At 62.5% G+C, this 15,937-nt stretch carries 21 protein-coding genes and 1 riboswitch; of the genes, 10 read left to right on the top strand and 11 right to left on the bottom strand.

The window, feature by feature from the left end:
• Window positions 1–15 precede the first annotated feature (15 nt).
• The 6 genes from G7020_RS05840 (at window position 16) to G7020_RS05815 (ending at window position 4,104) form a co-directional block, all read left to right on the top strand.
• A complete protein-coding gene (locus G7020_RS05840) occupies window positions 16–480 on the top strand; it encodes a hypothetical protein (RefSeq protein ID WP_181082991.1) in 465 nt (154 codons plus the stop codon).
• Window positions 481–664: 184 nt separating this feature from the next.
• On the top strand, window positions 665–1,474 hold the full coding sequence (locus G7020_RS05835; protein WP_258189256.1) for a hypothetical protein: 810 nt from the start codon (window positions 665–667) through the stop codon (window positions 1,472–1,474).
• Between the two features lie 86 nt (window positions 1,475–1,560).
• The gene (locus G7020_RS05830) at window positions 1,561–2,319 is read left to right on the top strand and encodes a hypothetical protein (protein ID WP_258189255.1); all 759 of its coding nucleotides are present in this window, start codon (window positions 1,561–1,563) and stop codon (window positions 2,317–2,319) included.
• Complete coding sequence (locus G7020_RS05825) at window positions 2,316–3,215, top strand: ABC transporter ATP-binding protein (protein ID WP_181082989.1); 900 nt, start codon at window positions 2,316–2,318, stop codon at window positions 3,213–3,215. Before G7020_RS05830 ends, G7020_RS05825 begins: the two co-directional genes overlap by 4 nt.
• Before the next feature lie 155 nt (window positions 3,216–3,370).
• Window positions 3,371–3,790 carry a nucleotidyltransferase substrate binding protein gene (locus G7020_RS05820; RefSeq protein ID WP_181082988.1) on the top strand — a complete coding sequence of 140 codons (420 nt, stop codon included), beginning with the start codon at window positions 3,371–3,373 and terminating at the stop codon, window positions 3,788–3,790.
• The gene (locus tag G7020_RS05815; protein WP_181082987.1) at window positions 3,787–4,104 is read left to right on the top strand and encodes a nucleotidyltransferase family protein; all 318 of its coding nucleotides are present in this window, start codon (window positions 3,787–3,789) and stop codon (window positions 4,102–4,104) included. Before G7020_RS05820 ends, G7020_RS05815 begins: the two co-directional genes overlap by 4 nt.
• Window positions 4,105–4,187: 83 nt before the next feature.
• On the opposite strand, the gene G7020_RS05810 is transcribed toward G7020_RS05815, so the two are convergent.
• The 7 genes from G7020_RS05810 to G7020_RS05780 all read right to left on the bottom strand — a co-directional run bounded on the left by G7020_RS05810 (window position 4,188) and on the right by G7020_RS05780 (window position 9,388).
• On the bottom strand, window positions 4,188–4,832 hold the full coding sequence (locus G7020_RS05810; protein ID WP_181082986.1) for a retropepsin-like aspartic protease family protein: 645 nt from the start codon (window positions 4,830–4,832) through the stop codon (window positions 4,188–4,190).
• A gap of 88 nt (window positions 4,833–4,920) precedes the next feature.
• Window positions 4,921–5,421, bottom strand: coding sequence for a phosphatidylglycerophosphatase A family protein (locus tag G7020_RS05805; protein WP_423835561.1), 501 nt, complete (start codon window positions 5,419–5,421; stop codon window positions 4,921–4,923).
• A 26-nt stretch (window positions 5,422–5,447) separates the two neighbouring features.
• Window positions 5,448–6,407, bottom strand: a complete 960-nt coding sequence (thiL, locus tag G7020_RS05800) for a thiamine-phosphate kinase (RefSeq protein ID WP_181082985.1) — start codon at window positions 6,405–6,407, stop codon at window positions 5,448–5,450.
• Between the two features lie 10 nt (window positions 6,408–6,417).
• Entirely contained in the window at window positions 6,418–6,900 is a 483-nt protein-coding gene (nusB, locus tag G7020_RS05795; protein WP_181082984.1) for a transcription antitermination factor NusB, read from the bottom strand.
• Complete coding sequence (gene ribE, locus G7020_RS05790) at window positions 6,897–7,373, bottom strand: 6,7-dimethyl-8-ribityllumazine synthase (RefSeq protein ID WP_181082983.1); 477 nt, start codon at window positions 7,371–7,373, stop codon at window positions 6,897–6,899. The genes nusB and ribE overlap by 4 nt, the downstream gene beginning before the upstream one ends.
• A 260-nt stretch (window positions 7,374–7,633) precedes the next feature.
• Window positions 7,634–8,713, bottom strand: a complete 1,080-nt coding sequence (ribBA, locus tag G7020_RS05785) for a bifunctional 3,4-dihydroxy-2-butanone-4-phosphate synthase/GTP cyclohydrolase II (RefSeq protein WP_181082982.1) — start codon at window positions 8,711–8,713, stop codon at window positions 7,634–7,636.
• Between the two features lie 12 nt (window positions 8,714–8,725).
• Window positions 8,726–9,388, bottom strand: a complete 663-nt coding sequence (locus G7020_RS05780) for a riboflavin synthase (RefSeq protein WP_181082981.1) — start codon at window positions 9,386–9,388, stop codon at window positions 8,726–8,728.
• An 82-nt stretch (window positions 9,389–9,470) separates the two neighbouring features.
• Window positions 9,471–9,637: riboswitch (FMN riboswitch) on the bottom strand.
• 249 nt (window positions 9,638–9,886) lie between these two features.
• Here G7020_RS05780 and G7020_RS05775 point away from each other — a divergent pair.
• Window positions 9,887–10,654: a hypothetical protein gene (locus G7020_RS05775; RefSeq protein ID WP_181082980.1), complete on the top strand. Its 768-nt coding sequence runs from the start codon at window positions 9,887–9,889 to the stop codon at window positions 10,652–10,654.
• A gap of 345 nt (window positions 10,655–10,999) precedes the next feature.
• On the opposite strand, the gene ribD is transcribed toward G7020_RS05775, so the two are convergent.
• Window positions 11,000–12,106, bottom strand: coding sequence for a bifunctional diaminohydroxyphosphoribosylaminopyrimidine deaminase/5-amino-6-(5-phosphoribosylamino)uracil reductase RibD (ribD, locus tag G7020_RS05770; RefSeq protein WP_181082979.1), 1,107 nt, complete (start codon window positions 12,104–12,106; stop codon window positions 11,000–11,002).
• Entirely contained in the window at window positions 12,103–12,570 is a 468-nt protein-coding gene (gene nrdR / locus G7020_RS05765) for a transcriptional regulator NrdR (protein WP_014854041.1), read from the bottom strand. The genes ribD and nrdR overlap by 4 nt, the downstream gene beginning before the upstream one ends.
• Window positions 12,571–12,684: 114 nt before the next feature.
• Here nrdR and G7020_RS05760 point away from each other — a divergent pair, with 114 nt between their 5' ends.
• Genes G7020_RS05760 through thpR form a run of 3 tightly spaced genes read left to right on the top strand, consistent with a single transcriptional unit; the run spans window position 12,685 to window position 14,313 of the window.
• Window positions 12,685–13,116, top strand: a complete 432-nt coding sequence (locus G7020_RS05760) for a YbaY family lipoprotein (RefSeq protein WP_181082978.1) — start codon at window positions 12,685–12,687, stop codon at window positions 13,114–13,116.
• Window positions 13,113–13,772, top strand: a complete 660-nt coding sequence (locus tag G7020_RS05755) for a 50S ribosomal protein L11 methyltransferase (protein WP_181082977.1) — start codon at window positions 13,113–13,115, stop codon at window positions 13,770–13,772. The genes G7020_RS05760 and G7020_RS05755 overlap by 4 nt, the downstream gene beginning before the upstream one ends.
• A 4-nt stretch (window positions 13,773–13,776) precedes the next feature.
• Complete coding sequence (thpR, locus tag G7020_RS05750; RefSeq protein ID WP_181082976.1) at window positions 13,777–14,313, top strand: RNA 2',3'-cyclic phosphodiesterase; 537 nt, start codon at window positions 13,777–13,779, stop codon at window positions 14,311–14,313.
• A 7-nt stretch (window positions 14,314–14,320) separates the two neighbouring features.
• Here thpR and yedF read toward each other — a convergent pair whose 3' ends face one another.
• A complete protein-coding gene (gene yedF / locus G7020_RS05745) occupies window positions 14,321–14,560 on the bottom strand; it encodes a sulfurtransferase-like selenium metabolism protein YedF (protein ID WP_014854046.1) in 240 nt (79 codons plus the stop codon).
• The gene (gene yedE / locus G7020_RS05740; RefSeq protein WP_181082975.1) at window positions 14,529–15,755 is read right to left on the bottom strand and encodes a selenium metabolism membrane protein YedE/FdhT; all 1,227 of its coding nucleotides are present in this window, start codon (window positions 15,753–15,755) and stop codon (window positions 14,529–14,531) included. The genes yedF and yedE overlap by 32 nt, the downstream gene beginning before the upstream one ends.
• Window positions 15,756–15,937 lie beyond the last annotated feature (182 nt).

The following is a 15,937-nucleotide window of genomic DNA, read 5'->3' as shown; positions in this document are numbered from 1 at the left end:
AAGGAGATTATGGATATGAAAAAAACTACTCTTTTTCTGGCGAGCTTGATGCTATCTAGCCTGGCTTGGGCTGTAGAGTTCCCAGCGTCAGGTCAGCTTGAAATGGATGTTTGTAACAACCTGAATGAAAACGTCTCTATCAACCTGACCACAGGCGTGGTAGCTGCCGTAGACTGTGATCCTACTAGGGTTGCAATTGCCGCCTGCCATACTGCAGGGATGGTGAAATCCCGCACTGTTGGGCAGAAGACGATCCAGGTTTCAGACACCAGTGAAGGCGCTGCGGCTGGAGCGACAAGAGATCATGTCGTATCCTGCACTGTAGGCACCGCCGATCCGGACTGTGAGATGACTGACGTAAATGGAGCTGCATTTGCTACTGCTACTACCACTAGAGGCACGGTGAATATTGCATACCCTGGCAACGGAGCATGCGACGGAGCAACTAAAGCAGATACAGTAGCGAAAACCTTGATCTAATAAGACACACCCTATAAGGAGGGAGGAATTATCCCCCCTCTTTATAACGCTTATATTTTAGCAACCTTCAAACCTGAATTTCAGGCCATCCTACCATTCCCAATAAAAATTCTTACCTAGCAAAAATCACTTGACTAGCCAATCCAGCATTGAACTCCAAATCTAACTAAGCCCTCCATTATAAATGTCCATCTTTCATAATAGTCTGATAGCGTTACGATTAGCTTTAAAAGCAAGCTACATACGTATGATCGTAGGCTCATTGTTTGTAGTCGCCATAGGGACTCTTCTGTCCGCCTATTTTGGTGGTCGCCAACCGATAACCGTAGGACTGGATGTGGGCTTTTCCATTATCCGTCTTTTGTTACCATTAATGATCGTACTGCTTGCGCAAGAATTACTATCCCGCGAGTTTGACAAGCGTTATTTTTTTTACTCATTTTCCTATCCACATGCTCGCAGCAGCCTGCTGCTTGGGCGCTTCGCTGCGATGCTGGCACTGCTGCTAGGCGCATTACTGGCACTGAGCCTACTACAACTAGGCTTGGTACATTTTATAGGTAGCATCTACCCTCAAGCCACCCCAGTGGCGTTGGGGCAGCCTTATCTAATTGTTATTGCATTCATTGCGCTCGATTTATTTTTACTGACAGCACTAGCCACCCTGCTGGCTGTAATAGCATCGACACCGAACTTTGTACTGATTGGTACCTTCGGCTTTATGCTGGTCGCGCGTTCTTATGGTGCTATAGTTGAATTGCTTAGCGACCAAGCGGGGCTGGTAAGTAATACCGAGGAGTATCGCGCTGGCCTCGGCGCATTAAGCTACCTGCTGCCAGACCTCGGCGCATTGGATATACGTATGCTGGCCTTGTATGGTGAACCAGCATTCTTGCCGAGCGACTGGCCTTGGTTGCTGTTGAGCAACCTGGGTTATGCATTTTCTCTACTGATGCTGGCGGCTTGGATGCTACAGCGTAAGCGATTTGTATAATTATGCCCAGCCGGTCATACATACCCCTACTGTTGGCCCTATTCGGATTCGGCATATTTTCTACAACCTCACAATGGCATGTTCACATGCCTGCGCCTGAGACTACGGCCATCAAAGGGCGAGTGGTCATCGCTGCTCCTATTTTGCTGGTACTGTATGGCAGCGACCGTTTTTTGGCAGCCAATCTCGAGACCATGCGCCTGGCCGCTACCGGGGTTGATTGGGGACAGGCGGATACTAGTTATCTGGTTCGCGCCCAACAAGAGGTAGCTGAGCTCAACCCCTGCCATGAGGATAACTATTATCTTGCCAATGGCTTGCTGACTTGGGGTGGAGCTGATCGTGAGGGCACAGAAGTATTACGCCGAGCCATGCAGTGCCGCTTCTGGGATGAGTTGCCGGCGTTTTTCTATGGATTCAACCAAGCATTTTTCAATAAAGACATTACCGAGGCTAGCCGCGCATTAGAGTTGGCCGCTCAACGCGCGACCGGTAATGCCGCAGGCTTTCGTAAGCTAGCGGTGATGTTGCAGGCAGAAAGCTTTGCCGACGAGAAACTTGCTCTCGACTATCTTACACAACAGCGAGATGCTGCACAGAATGATCCGAAGTTGCAGCAGCTGCTCGACAAACGCGTCATCCGCCTGCAAGACCTGATCGACCTGCGCGAGGCGCAGCGCCGCTTCGAGCCCGAGCATGGCCCGCTGGCAAACCTGGAACAATTGGTCGAGGCGGGCATCATCAACACCCTGCCCATCGACCCCCTCCGCCTCGGCTACGAGCTGCGCGACGGGCATATCGAACTGAAGAAACTGAAAATCGCCGGACTGGAGGAACAGCCTTGAGCGCAGCCGTGGAATTCAAGGGTGTCAGCCATACCTACCGGACCAAGAGCAAGCAGGTCCAAGCGGTACGTGATGTGAGCTTCAGCCTGGGCGAAGGCGAGGTGTTCGGCTTCGTCGGCCCCAACGGCGCGGGCAAGTCCACCACCATCAAGATCATGCTGGACATCATCAACGACTATCAGGGTCAGGTGACACTCTACGGCACCGATGCGCGCCAGGCCGACGCACGACGCGGCATGGCCTATGTACCGGAATCACCGGCGCTGTATGACCAGTTCACGCCGCTGGAAATCCTGCGCATGGGCCTGTCGATGTACGGCATCAGGCGCAGCGATGCCGATGCCTGGTGCATGCAATGGCTGGAGCGCTTCTCCGTGGACGGCAACGGCAAGCGCCGCATGCGTGAACTCTCCAAAGGCAACGCACAACGCGTCGCCCTGGCTCATGCCATGGCAGTCGAGCCCAAACTGCTGATCCTCGACGAGCCGCTGTCCGGCCTGGATCCGGTCGGGCGCAAGGACGTGGTGGAGATTCTCAACGACTACAAGAAGCAGGGCGGTGCGATCTTCTTCACCTCCCATGTATTGCATGACGTGGAGCGCATCGCCGACCGTTTCGGCTTTATCAACAAGGGACAACTGGTAACGGTCCGCTCCCCCCGCGAACTGGCCGCCGAACGCGCCGACTGCTTTATCCTGCGCTACCAGGCCGAACAGCCCCTGGGGCAAAGCTGCACCGCCCTGCGCCCCGGCGAGTACGAATGCGAACTGCCCCAAGCCGACCTCCCCGCCGCCATCGCCCAACTCGGCAACACCGGCGGCCACCTGCTGACCATCAAACCCGCCGTATCGCTGGAGACCGTCTTCTTCCGCATCCTCGCCGAAGCCCCGAAATAAGAAGCTCTGTACACCATGTTCGGCAAGCCGCACCCTGTCCTCCGTCCTGCCCCATCGTGCAATCCGCGCGGTGATGCGGCCAGACACCCAGGAAGGTGCAAAAGGTATCTGCGGCGCTGCTATGATGAGGCCCTCTCATAAGCGAGTGCCTTGTAATGACTGACTCGGACGTTCGCTGGCTGCAAAGGCTGGCCAACTATGAACGCGCCCTTGGGCAACTGACCCGCGCCGTCGAGCTGGCGCAGGAGCGACCGCTTAGCGAGCTGGAGCGCCAAGGTCTGATTCAGGCTTTCGAATTTGTCTTCGAGCTGGCTTGGAATCTGATGAAGGACTACTTCCTTTATCAGGGCAATCCGACCATCACGGGCTCCCGGGATGCCATTCGCACCGCGTTCAAACAGGGGCTGATCTCCGATGGCGAAGGCTGGATGGAGATGATCAAAAGCCGCAATCGAAGCTCGCATACCTATAACGAGTCCGTCGCTAATGAAATCGCCGAGGGCATTCTGGGGTGCTACCAGCAACTATTCGTACAATTTCATCAGCAAATGAAGGGGCTGGCGGCGCAAGCATGAACAGCGAGGAGCGTTTTGGACTACCGCAGTATGCGATCGATAAACTATCGGGCGTATTTCGCTCCTGCCCACAGGTCAAACGGGTTGTCCTGTATGGGTCACGCGCCAAGGGAACCTATCGCCCAGGGTCGGATATCGACTTGACGATGGAAGGACATAAACTGACCTTTGCGCAATTGCTGGCACTGGAAAACCAGATAGATGAATTGCTGCTGCCCTGGATGGTCGACCTGTCCTTACGAGCAGGTATCGACAATCCGGCCTTGCTCGAACATATCGAGCGTGTCGGCGTCCCATTCTATGAACGTGATTAGCACTATCACGGTATGGCAGATTCGTAGGATGGAATCGCCGCAGGCGCTTCCGTCGGTTACCGAGAACCTACAGATACAGATGTTCAAATCTTCGATTCAAGCCTCAGCACGCCCTGATCCTCGCGCCAGCTGACCCGTCCGAGAAAGCTCATGCCCAGCAGCGCTTCGGTGGGCGATGAGCCTTCCACCACCACCGCCTCCACGCCCATCACGTCGATGGCGCCGATCTTGACGCTGTTGAGGTGCACCTTCCAGGCCTTTGCCGTGCCGCTGGCGGTTCCGACCACGATCTGCCTGCCATCGACGCGATAGTCGATGCCCAGGCGGCGCGCCTGGTTTTCGTTGATGGCTACCGAAGTCGCGCCGGTATCGACGAGGAATTGCACCGGCTGGCCGTTGATCGAGCCGGCGATCCAGTAATGGCCGCCCTGCCCCTTGGCGATGCTCAGTTGCTTGCGTTCAGGCTCGGCATAACCGCCGCTCAGCTCGCGACTCAAGGGATAGTGACGCTCTGTACCTTCGACGCGCAGCACCGCGCCCTTGCCATCGGCACTGATCACCTGAACACCACCCGGCCCGGTCTGCCCTACCCGCACCAGCTTGCGTTGACCATCGACATTCACAACGGCGGCGCCAGGAAACAGGCCTACCACTTGTACGCGCGGCGCGGCGCTAACAGCAAAGGCAATCAGCGACAGCGTGGCCGTCAGCAGGGCAATGAAATGCATTGGTGAGGATTTCCTGAAAAACCGGGCAGAACGGCATTCTTCCATGAGCCATGGGCGGGTTACGGCGACCCGTCGCACAGTCCGACACTCAACCAAACATCAGCACGGTCAGATGCACCAGGCCACAGGCGGCGAAGCCGGCGAGGATGTCGTCGAGCATGATACCGAGGCCGCCGGTCACATTGCGGTCGATCCAGCTCAGCGGCCAGGGCTTGACGATATCCAGCACGCGAAACACGACGAAGCCGAGCAGCAGCCAGTGCCAGCCGGCAGGCACCAGCCAGAAGGTGATCCAGATGCCGGCGAATTCGTCCCAGACGATGCCTTCGTGGTCATGCACGCCCAGGTCCTGCGCGACCTTGCCGCACAGCCAGACACCGAACAGCATGCTGGCGACGATCAGCAGCCCGTAGGCCCAGCCCGGCAGGGTCTGCCACAGCGGCACGAAGGCCAGCGCCAGCAGCGAACCCCAGGTACCCGGTGCTTTCGGCAGGGTGCCGGAACCGAAACCGAAGGCCAGGTTGTGCCAGGGGTTGCTCCATACCGACAGTGGCATCGCCTCGGTGGTGGGTTGCAGGGAATCAGTCAATCCGGCTGTCCTCTCCGAATGGCCACTCAGGCCTTGAAATGGTTGTAACCCTGGCGATCAGCGGCGATGGCATTGCCGTCGGCATCCAGCAGGCACACACCCTCACCACGCTCGACACGGCCAATCACCTGCACCGGCCAGCCATCGGCCAGCAGGCCCGGCAGTTTCTCCGGCGGCAAAGTGAAGGCAAGCACATAGTCGTCGCCACCGGTCAGGCCGCACTGCAACGCCCGATCCTTCCCTACCCAACTCACCAGCGCATCCGACAGCGGTACCCGCTGCTGCTCGATGCGAAGTTGCACACCAGAGGCGGCAGCGATATGGCCGCAGTCGGCCAGCAGGCCATCGGAAATATCCAGCGCCGCCGTGGCATTGCCACGCAGGGCCTGGCCCAGCGCCAGTTGCGGCTGTGGCGCCCAGTAGCGCTCGAGCAGTTGCAACGCCTCGGCAGCCCCGCCCTCACGCTCGCCCAGCACCAGCGGCAGTGCACCCGCCGCATCGCCGAGCGCGCCACCGACGCAGAGCAGATCGCCCACGCGGGCGCCGCTGCGCAGCAATGCCTGACCCGCCGGCACGCGACCGAATACGGTCACTGTCATGCTCAGCGGACCGCGCGTGGTATCGCCGCCGATCAGGCGCATGTCGCACGCGGCGGCCATGCTATCCAACCCATGGGCGAACGCCTCCAGCCAGCCGGGTTCGGCTGCGGGCAGGGACAATGCGAGGGTAAAACCGATGGGCGTCGCCCCCATGGCCGCCAGGTCGCTGGTGGCAACCGCCAGCGCACGCTGGCCGAGCAGGCAGGGATCGCAGGGATCGGGAAAATGCACACCGGCGACGAGCGTGTCGGTGGAAACCGCCAGTTGCTCGCCAGCGGGAACGGCGAGCAAGGCACAGTCATCGCCGATGCCCAACACGACATCGCCGCCAGCCCTGGCGCAAGCGGCGGCGGCGAAGTAGTGACGGATCAGCTCGAACTCACCCATCGGGGCTGGATCAGGGCTTGCGGGCGCGGACTTCAGCGCTGCGCAGGCTGGGCGCCAGCTTGTCCAGCACGCCGTTGACGAACTTGTGTCCGTCGGTGGCGCCGAACACCTTGGCCAGCTCGATGCCCTCGTTGATCACCACACGATAGGGCACGTCGATGCGCTGCATCAGCTCGTAGGTGGACAGGCGCAGAATGGCCAGTTCCACCGGGTCGAGCTCGTCCAGCGGGCGGTCGAGATGGGGCACGATGGCGCCATCGACTTCGCCCTTGGCGCGGGCGACGCCGGTCAGCAGTTCGTGGAAATAGGTGCCATCGACGCCGGAGAAATCGTTGTCGACGCGAAACTGCGCCTCGATTTCGTTGAGGCTCTGGCCTGCCATGTGCCACTGGTACAGGGCCTGCATCGCCAGGCTGCGCGCTACACGGCGCGTGGCGATCTTGCCCTTGGCCTTCGGCTGGGGTTCCTGGCTGTCGTCACGATTGAGGCTCACTTGGCCTCCAGCTGCGCCAGCAGGCTTACCATTTCCAGTGCGGACAGTGCAGCCTCGGCACCCTTGTTGCCGGCCTTGGTGCCGGAACGCTCGATGGCCTGCTCGATGGAGTCGACGGTCAGTACGCCGAAGGCCACCGGTACGCCGAATTCCATGGAGACCTGGGCCAGGCCCTTGGTGCATTCGCCTGCGACGTATTCGAAGTGCGGCGTGCCGCCACGAATGACCGCGCCCAGGGCGATGATGGCGTCGTACTCGGCCTGCTGGGCGACCTTCTGTGCCACCAGCGGAATCTCGAAGGCCCCCGGCGCCCGGATGATGATGATGTCGTCTTCGTTAACACCGTGGCGTACCAGCGCATCGACGGCGCCGCTAACCAGGCTCTCGACGACGAAGCTGTTGAAGCGGCCCACTACCAGGGCGAATTTCCCTTGCGGGGCGATGAAGGTACCTTCGATGGTCTTCAGGGTCATGGAACAGGTCTCGTATAACGTTAAAGAGCTTGGGCGAGCCAGAAACAGGCTAGTCAAAAAAATCTGCAACCCGAGCAAGGTAGCGCGTCACGAGCGCAGGACAGACAAGGCGCAACGACCATCGGGAGTAACAGCCAAAGGCTGGCCCGAAGGGTGAGCGCAGCGAATCAAACAGGCGAGGCGGCGGAGTTTACTGTTGTAAATGAGCAAGCCGAGCCTGTTTTCAACGCAGCATGTCCAAGCGCAGTAGCGCGGTCGTCTTATACAGCGGGCAGGTATTCTACAACTTCCAGGTCAAAGCCGGATATCGCGTTGAACTTCATCGGCGAACTCATCAGGCGCATCTTGCGCACGCCGAGGTCGCGCAGGATCTGCGAACCGGCACCCACCGTGCTGTAGATCGCCGGCGTTGGCGGCACCTGACGATTGAGCTGGGCCAGCAGTTGCGGCCCGGTGAGCGGATTGCCCAGCAGCAGCACCACGCCGCTGCCGGCCTTGGCCACTTCGCCCATGGCCGCACGCAGACTCCAGCGCCCCGGCACGTTGACCAGCAGCAGGTCGCGCAGCGGCTCCATGTTGTGCACGCGCACCAGGGTGGGCTGCTCGGGGCCGATCTCGCCCATGGTCAGCGCCATGTGCACGGTGTCCTCGACGCTGTCGCGGTAGGTCACCAGATTGAACTGGCCCAGCTCGGTGTCCAGCGGCTGTTCGGAGACGCGCTCGATGGTGCGCTCGTGGATCATGCGGTAATGGATCAGGTCAGCGATGGTGCCGATCTTGATGCCATATTGCTCGGCGAAGGCCTCCAGCTCGGGGCGACGGGCCATGGTGCCGTCGTCGTTCATGATCTCGCAGATCACGCCGCTGGCATCGAAGCCGGCCATGCGCGCCAGGTCGCACGCGGCCTCGGTGTGGCCGGCACGGGCCAGCACGCCGCCGGGCTGAGCCATCAGCGGAAAGATGTGGCCGGGGCTGACGATGTCTTCGGCCTTGGCGCCTTTCGCCGCGGCGGCCTGTACGGTACGCGCGCGGTCGGCAGCCGAGATACCGGTGGTCACGCCTTCGGCCGCCTCGATGGAAACGGTGAACTTGGTGCCGAAGCCGGAACCGTTGCGCGCCGCCATCAGCGGCAGTTGCAGGGTTTCGCAGCGCTCGCGGCTCATGGGCATGCAGATCAGGCCACGGGCGAAGCGCGCCATGAAGTTGATGTGCTCGGCCTGGCAGCATTCGGCGGCCATGATCAGGTCGCCTTCGTTCTCGCGATCCTCGTCATCCATGAGGATGACCATCTTGCCGGCGCGGATGTCTTCGAGCAGTTCGTCTACGGTATTGAGTGCCATCGTCGCCATTCCTTAATTCTTCAGGTAGCCGTGTTCGGCCAGAAAACCTTCGCTGATGCCGCCGGATGTCGGCTCGGCTGCCTTGTCGCCCTGCAGCAGGCGCTCCAGGTAACGCGCCAGCAGATCCACTTCGAGATTCACCTGCCGCCCTGGCCGGTAGTCAGCCATGATGGTCTCACTCAGCGTGTGCGGCACTATGGTCAGCTCGAACTCGGCGCCATTGACCGCATTCACCGTCAGGCTGGTGCCATCGACGGTGATCGAGCCCTTGAAGGCGATGTACTTGGCCAACTCGCGCGGCGCGCGGATGCGGAACTGCACGGCGCGGGCGTTTTCCTCGCGCGCGACGATCTCGCCGACGCCATCCACGTGGCCGCTGACCAGGTGCCCGCCGAGGCGGCTGGTAGGCGTCAGGGCCTTTTCCAGATTGACCTTGCTGCCCGCCTTGAGATCGATGAAGGCGGTGCGCGCCAGGGTTTCGCGGCTGACGTCGGCCCAGAAGCCGTTGCCCGGCAGCTCCACCGCCGTCAGACAGACACCGTTGACGGCGATGCTGTCGCCGAGCTTGACGTCGCCCAGATCCAGCTTGCCGGTCTCGACCAGTACCCGCACGTCGCCACCCTTGGGCGTGAGCGCGCGGATGGTGCCGATGGCTTCGATTATTCCTGTGAACATGACGAACTCCTGTTTTGAGAAAAACAGGGCGTTGCAGATCGAAAGGGATGCAGCGCGCGCACGAACGGCGCACGCCAAGGTATCCCGCTCTCTCTCATCCGGACTTACAAGCCAAGGAAGCCTGATTACCGTCGGCCCCGGAATCGCACCGGGTCTGCTGACCTTGTCTGTTACAACCGACAAGCGCTCGCGGGCTAGGCTTTCGCCATTACCGCCGGTGGGGAGTTTCACCCCGCCCTGAGAACGTTGGACCATGTCGCGGCCCGGCGCAGGTTTTACCACAAACGCGCACGATTTGCAGCGAGTACGCCGGTTTGCAGCGACTATGGCGATCAAAGTCAGCCGCTATCGGAGGCGGCGAACGGACGAGAGCTCACCGCCCAAATACTTCACATTCGGGGCGAAACTACCGTTTCGCTTGCCTGTCCATAGCCCAGCGCATCTGCAGCGATCGGGCGCACACGTCGTTTCAATGACCTGCTTCAAGAGGGAACTTGTATGTCGGGAGTCACGTCCGTGGACGAAACGGTGGTACGTCTCGCCGCCGAGATTGAAGGCAATGGCTTTGCGGTTCTGGAAAACTACCTCCCCGCGGACGCGCTCGAACAGGGCCGTGCCTTCGTCAGCCAGCAGGCGGAACAGCATCAGGGCGAGTACTTCGCGATTCACGGCATCGAGGCGCTGAGCGGCAACCTGCCGGCAAATCTGGCGCTCAGTGCCCCACTGCGGGAGATGCTGAGCGAGCTTTATAAAGTACAGACTGGCCGCGACCCCTCGGCAGAAGAACAGGTGTTTCCGGTCATTCGTTGCCTGCAGGGCAAGAGCGGCCTCAGACAATCGCACTTCTACCATTTCGACGCCACGGCGGTGACTGCCCTGCTGCCGCTGTTCATTCCCACCGAAGGCGATCACTGCGGCGATCTGATCCTCTTTCCCAATCTGCGCCCGGTTCGCTTCAACGCCCTGCGCAACGTCATCGAGAAAGCCGTGATGCACAACGGCGCCAGCCAGAAACTGGTCGCGCTGGCGGTCAGGCGCGGATGGCTGCGACCGATCCGGCTCAAGCTGGTGCCCGGCAACCTCTATCTGTTCTGGGGCTACCGCAGCCTGCATGCCAACGACCAGTGCGACCCGGCGCTGCTGCGCGCCACCGCCCTGCTCCACTTCGGCAACCCTCACCACGACAGCTGGCTCGCGCGCCTGCTGCTAGGCACCAACAAGCGTCGGGCCAAGCTGGATCACAACGGCCTGCGGCCCGCCAGCTGAGTCCACCCGTCGGGTCGGTGAAGCATGACCCGACCAACGACAGCAGGCGCGCCATGTCCCCGTTGCCGTAGGTCGGATTAGCCGAAGGCGTAATCCGACGATCAGAAGGCACCCGACAATCCGTCCCTACACCTCGGCATCTATCGCGTCTGGCCGTCCACCCGTCGGGTCGGTGAAGCGTGACCCGACCTACGACAGCAGGCGCGCCATGCCCCGTTGCCGTAGGTCAGATTAGCCGAAGGCGTAATCCGACGAACAGCAGGCAACCCGACAATCCGTCCCTAACGCCTCGGCATCTATCACGTCTGGCCGTCCACCCGTCGGGTCGGTGAAGCGTGATCCGACCTACAACGGGCGCGCCACGATCCGCCAGTCATCACCGAAGGCACGGATATCCTCGATCTTCAGCGCGCGCGCCTCGCTCATGCGTTCCAGCGGCAGATCGAGCAGGGGCCGCGCCGACGAGCCGAGGAATTTCGCCGCGACGAAGATCTGGTATTCGTCGATCAGCCTCAGTGCGGCGAAGGCGCCGGCCAGACGCGGGCCGGCTTCGAGCAGCACTTCGTTGGCGCCGCGTTCGGCCAGCGTGGCCAGCAGCACGGGCAGATCAACACGCCCCTGACCGTTCGCCAGCATCAGCAATTCATGCCCCGCCGCGCGATAGGCATCGCTGCCTTCGCTCGACGCGGACGCCACCAGCGCCGGCCCAGCCTGGAAGAAGGGCGCATCCAGCGGTACCCGCTGGCGCCCATCGACCAGCACCCGCAGCGGCGGGCGCTGCAACGCCAGAGCCGTCTGCCCGGCATCCAGTCCCAGCTCGGCAGCGCGCACGGTAAGCCGCGCATCATCCATCAGCACCGTATCGGCGCCGGTCAGCACCACGCTGGAATGCGCACGCAGGCGCTGCACCTCGGCGCGTGCCGCCGGCCCGGTGATCCACTGGCTTTCGCCGCTGGCCATGGCCGTGCGGCCATCGAGGCTCATCGCCAGTTTGGCGCGCAGGAACGGCAAGCCGCTTTCCATGCGTTTGACGAAACCGATGTTCAGCGCTCGCGCCTCGCTTTCCAGCACGCCGCTGGCCACCTCGATGCCGACACTGCGCAGGCGCTCCAGGCCGCGCCCGGCCACCAGTGGATTGGGGTCGCACATGGCCGCGACCACCCGCGCAACACCGGCCTTCACCAGCGCCTCCGCACAGGGCGGCGTGCGGCCATGGTGGCTGCAGGGTTCGAGGGTCACATAAGCCGTGGCGCCGCATGCACGCTCGCCGGCCTGGCGCAGGGCATGGACTTCGGCATGGGGCTCGCCGGCGCGCACGTGCCAGCCTTCGCCGATCAGCTCACCATTCTTGACGATGACGCAACCGACACGCGGATTGGGATGGGTGGAATACAGCCCCTGGCGCGCCAGCCGCAGCGCATGGGCCATCCAGGCCTGGTCGGACATGCTCATTCGTGCTTCGCGGGTTCGCGGGACAGGCGCTCGATTTCCTCGCGGAACTCGTTCAGGTCCTGGAAACGGCGATAGACCGAGGCGAAGCGGATGTAGGCGATCTCATCGAGTTTCTGCAGCTCGGCCATCACCAGCTCGCCGACCACCAGCGACTTGATTTCGCGCTCGCCGGTGGCGCGCAGCTGATGCTTGATATGCGCAATGGCCGCTTCCAGCCGCTCGACGCTGACCGGGCGTTTTTCCAGCGCGCGCTGCATGCCGGCGCGCAGCTTGTCCTCGTCGAAGGGCTGGCGACTGCCGTCCTGCTTGATCAGCCTGGGCATCACCAGCTCGGCGGTTTCGAAGGTGGTGAAGCGCTCGCCACAGGCCAGGCATTCACGGCGGCGACGGACCTGATCGCCCTCGGCAACCAGGCGCGAGTCGATGACTTTGGTGTCATGTGCAACGCAGAAGGGACAATGCATGAGTTGGGCTGGTCAGACGTGAAAGAGGGCCATGGTAGCGCATCCGACCGGCAAGACAAGCTGGCGGATTTGCTGCTATACAGGCGCCCATTCAACTGTCCCGAGGAGCCGTCCGTGCCGTCACGCCCCCTTGTTTCGTTCGCACTCATGGCGCTGCTCGCAGGCTGTTCGAGCCAGCCAGCCGACGCGCCGAAAGCCACACAGCCCATCGAGCCAAGCACAGCGTCACCTGCAGAATTTCTGCATGAACTGAGCGGGACGCTGGTCGGTGCCCCCGAAGGCAGCGAAGTGGAACTGGCGCTGCTGGAAGTGGACCGCCGCAACCAGCCCGACAAACTCCTCAGCAACGTCAGGCTGACCGGGCGCGGTAACGCGCTGCCCTTTATCCTGCAGTTCAATCCCGAGGCCTTTCCCAAGAACCAGCGCGTCGAACTGCGCGGTCGCGTGACCCATTCGGGACAACTGATCATGCGTCTGCCGCCACGACAGATTCATAGCGCCTCGGACCAGGCACTCGGCCCCTTGCAACTGGTGCCGGTGCCGTGAGCCCACCCACCAGCCTGCAGTCTGCCCTTGGCGATCTGCTGGGCGACGCCCGCCTCGCCAGCGCCACCCTGCCCGGTACCGATATCCGCCTCTGGCTGATCGATCCGGCCAACATGGATCGCGCGTTCAGCCCCGAGGAAACCCGCAGGATTCTCGAAGAGCCGCCCTACTGGAGCTTCTGCTGGGCCAGCGGCCTGGTACTGGCGCGCTGGCTGGCCGAGCGCCCCGAATGGGTTCGCGGCAAGCGCGTGCTGGACTTCGGTGCCGGCTCCGGCGTGGCGGCCATCGCGGCGGCCAAGGCCGGCGCGGTCGAAGTGGTGGCCTGCGACCTCGACCCGCTGGCGTTGCAGGCCTGCCGCGCCAACGCGGCGCTCAACGGGGTGACGCTGGGCTATTCGGAAGACTTCTTCGCCGAGGCCGACCGCTTCGACCTGATCATCGTCGCCGATGTGCTCTACGACCGCGCCAACCTGCCGCTGCTGGATCAGTTTCTCAGCCGTGGCCACGAAGTGCTGGTGGCCGATTCGCGGGTGCGCGACTTCCAGCATCCGCTGTACCGGCGCCTCGACATCCTCGACGCCTGCACCTGGCCGGATCTGGCCGAGCCCGCCGAATTCCGCCATGTCAGCCTGTATCACGCGATACGGCAGAAGTGAAAGCATGAGTGCCGATGACAGCCTGCGCCTGTTCTTCGCCCTGCCCTGCCCGCCGGAGCAGGCGGCGGCCATCTGCAGCTGGCGCGACCGACAGGCGCTGGGCGGGCGCCCGGTGGCGCTGGAAAACCTGCACCTGACCCTGGCCTTCCTCGGCGCGCAGCCGGCGGCACGCCTAGATGCGCTGCGACATCTGGCCGCCGGAGTCACAAGTGACAGCTTCGAGCTGACCCTGAACCGCCTGATCACCCTCGGCAAAGGCTTCGCCTGCCTGGCGCCGAGCGAAGCACCGCCCGCCCTGCTGCAACTGGCCGGCAGCCTTGCCGAGCGCCTGGGTGCGCTGGGCATCGTGCTCGACAGCCGTCCTTACCTGCCGCACATGACGCTGGCGCGCCAGGCCCCCACGCAAGCGCAAGGCGCCGCCGCAACTTTCGGCTGGAAGGCCGAGCGCTTCGTGCTCTATCGGTCGCAGAACACCATGGATGGCGTGCGCTATAGCGAACTGGGCAGCTGGCCGCTGCGCTCCGCAGCCGCCCCGGACTGAGGTCGGATCAGGCCGGCACTTCGATCAGAAAGCGGAACAGCGGACCGTGCTGCTCCACGGCCAGGCAGTTGTAACCCTTGAGCTTGGCGTCCTCGGGAATGCCCTGTACCGATTGCGAGCAGTCGGTCACCACTTCGAGCAACTGCCCCGGCAGCATGGTTTCCAGGGTCTCCAGCGTGGCGATGGCGTTGTAGGGGCAGTGTTCGCCCCGCAGATCAAGCGAGAGATTCGGTTTGGGCTGGCTCACGGGCAGCACTCCTCTTGGGTTGGAAACGACGGGCATTGAGATGGACCAGCCACATGGCCAGCGCCAGGCCGGCGAAGCTGAACAGCAGGCCGGTGCCCGGCCCCATGCTTTCCAGCAGATCGATTTTCGGATAGGGCAGCGCCAGCGAGGTACCCAGCTCGTCCCAGTACACCGCCACCAGCGTGCCGCCGATCACGTTGCCGATGCCGACTACCCAGAAATGCACCTGCCCCTCCATGGCCCGGTACATCCAGCCGGTTTCGCAGCCACCGGCCAGGACGATGCCGATCCCGAACAGCAGGCCGCCGATCACCGCATTCGGCCCCATCCAGAAGATCTTCGCATCGGCCCCCAGCATGATGGCGCCGAAGGTGCCGACGCAGGCCACGGCCATGCCCAGCAGAATGCCGTAGGCAATCTGGGTACGCCCCGTGGTCCAGAGATCACGCGCGGCGCTGGTGAAGCAGATCTGTGCACGCTCGATCAGGCCACCGAACACCACGCCGAACAGCACCGCCATGCCCAGCGCGATCGACACGCCGAAACGCCAGGCGGCGAATGCCACGGCGATGACCGCCACCGCCACGCCCAGGCGCACCGGCAGGCGGTTGCGCTTTTCCCGCGCCTGCGCATCGGCGAACAGCGAACTGGCCTGGCTCCCCACCTTCAGCGGTACGCGCAGGAACGGCAGCAGACAGATCTTCACCCCGACCCAGGCGCCGCCGACCGTCGCCAGCATGAACGCCCAGGCGTGCAGGGAGAACATCGGAATACCGGTGAAGAACGCCGCCAGGTTGCAACCCATGGCCAGACGGGCGCCGAAACCGGCGATGATCCCGCCGATCAGCCCCTGCGCCAGGCGGCGCTTGCTGGTGGGCCAGCGCAGGCTGACGTTGTTCGCCCAGAGCGCCGTGCACAGCGCGCCGAGCAGCATGCCGATGATCATCACGCCATCGATGCGATCCAGCGGCGTGCCCTGCAGGCCGATCAGCTTGAAATAGCTCCACTCCTGCGGCTGGAACCCGAACCAGGCCAGCACGTGCCCACCCCAGCGGGTGAACTCGCCGGTCACGGCCCAGAAGGTCCCGGTGATTGCGAAGTAGTAGGCGGAAGCGACACCCAGCGCGACGAGCGCGGGCAAAGGCGACCAGAAGCGCACGAGGTAGCGCGCCCGGAAATCGGACAGAGCGGACATCATTGACTCCTTTTGCGCGACTGCAATCGCCGCACCGAGAAAAGGTGGTGCGGATTCTAGCCGTCTACGGCGCACTTTGCGCGGACATTCCGCTGATGCCGAACCACCTTCACCCCTTGCTTCCCGTAGTGGTCGCCCCCACTTAACATGGCACCTTCACACGCGCCCATTCGAGAACCCTG

It is taken from the genome of Stutzerimonas stutzeri, from assembly GCF_013522825.1.
Lineage (GTDB): Bacteria > Pseudomonadota > Gammaproteobacteria > Pseudomonadales > Pseudomonadaceae > Stutzerimonas > Stutzerimonas stutzeri_AK.
The sequence above is the reverse complement of the archived record's forward strand: the minus strand, read 5'-3'. Positions and strand labels throughout refer to the sequence as shown.

Bases quoted from the DNA above. Each gene is read 5' to 3' on its own strand.
- G7020_RS05810 (WP_181082986.1), bottom strand. From the start codon at position 4,832: ATGCATTTCATTGCCCTGCTGACGGCCACGCTGTCGCTGATTGCCTTT.
- G7020_RS05780 (WP_181082981.1), bottom strand. From the start codon at position 9,388: ATGTTCACAGGAATAATCGAAGCCATCGGCACCATCCGCGCGCTCACG.
- ribBA (WP_181082982.1), bottom strand. From the start codon at position 8,713: ATGGCACTCAATACCGTAGACGAACTGCTCGAAGACATCCGCGCCGGC.
- nrdR (WP_014854041.1), bottom strand. From the start codon at position 12,570: ATGCATTGTCCCTTCTGCGTTGCACATGACACCAAAGTCATCGACTCG.
- thiL (WP_181082985.1), bottom strand. From the start codon at position 6,407: ATGGGTGAGTTCGAGCTGATCCGTCACTACTTCGCCGCCGCCGCTTGC.
- thpR (WP_181082976.1), top strand. From the start codon at position 13,777: ATGAGTGCCGATGACAGCCTGCGCCTGTTCTTCGCCCTGCCCTGCCCG.
- G7020_RS05835 (WP_258189256.1), top strand. From the start codon at position 665: ATGTCCATCTTTCATAATAGTCTGATAGCGTTACGATTAGCTTTAAAA.
- ribD (WP_181082979.1), bottom strand. From the start codon at position 12,106: ATGAGCATGTCCGACCAGGCCTGGATGGCCCATGCGCTGCGGCTGGCG.
- yedE (WP_181082975.1), bottom strand. From the start codon at position 15,755: ATGTCCGCTCTGTCCGATTTCCGGGCGCGCTACCTCGTGCGCTTCTGG.
- ribE (WP_181082983.1), bottom strand. From the start codon at position 7,373: ATGACCCTGAAGACCATCGAAGGTACCTTCATCGCCCCGCAAGGGAAA.
- G7020_RS05820 (WP_181082988.1), top strand. From the start codon at position 3,371: ATGACTGACTCGGACGTTCGCTGGCTGCAAAGGCTGGCCAACTATGAA.
- G7020_RS05815 (WP_181082987.1), top strand. From the start codon at position 3,787: ATGAACAGCGAGGAGCGTTTTGGACTACCGCAGTATGCGATCGATAAA.
- G7020_RS05840 (WP_181082991.1), top strand. From the start codon at position 16: ATGAAAAAAACTACTCTTTTTCTGGCGAGCTTGATGCTATCTAGCCTG.
- G7020_RS05775 (WP_181082980.1), top strand. From the start codon at position 9,887: ATGTCGGGAGTCACGTCCGTGGACGAAACGGTGGTACGTCTCGCCGCC.
- G7020_RS05830 (WP_258189255.1), top strand. From the start codon at position 1,561: ATGCCTGCGCCTGAGACTACGGCCATCAAAGGGCGAGTGGTCATCGCT.